The following is a 226-nucleotide window of genomic DNA, read 5'->3' on the forward strand; positions in this document are numbered from 1 at the left end:
TCACCGCCAACAGTGGCGATATCAGTACGCAGCGCGCCAATATTCTCGCCCTTGGAACGCTGACCATTAATGCGGGGACGAATGCCGGGCAAACCCTCAATAACCAGAGTGGCACACTGGCGGCGAATAACATCGCATTGAATCTGGGTCAGCTTGACAATAACGCAGGCAAGATAGTTGCCAGTCAGGATCTGACCCTTGATTTACAGCGTGATTTCAGCAATCT

General features: G+C 51.8%; 1 protein-coding gene. It reads left to right on the forward strand.

Going from position 1 to position 226, the window contains the following annotated elements; translation table 11 throughout:
- Positions 1-226: hypothetical protein (locus V1952_RS22810; protein WP_420075667.1), on the forward strand; the 226-nt coding region annotated here is incomplete at both ends.

The organism is Yersinia sp. 2542 StPb PI (genome assembly GCF_048593855.1).
Classification (GTDB): domain Bacteria; phylum Pseudomonadota; class Gammaproteobacteria; order Enterobacterales; family Enterobacteriaceae; genus Yersinia; species Yersinia enterocolitica_E.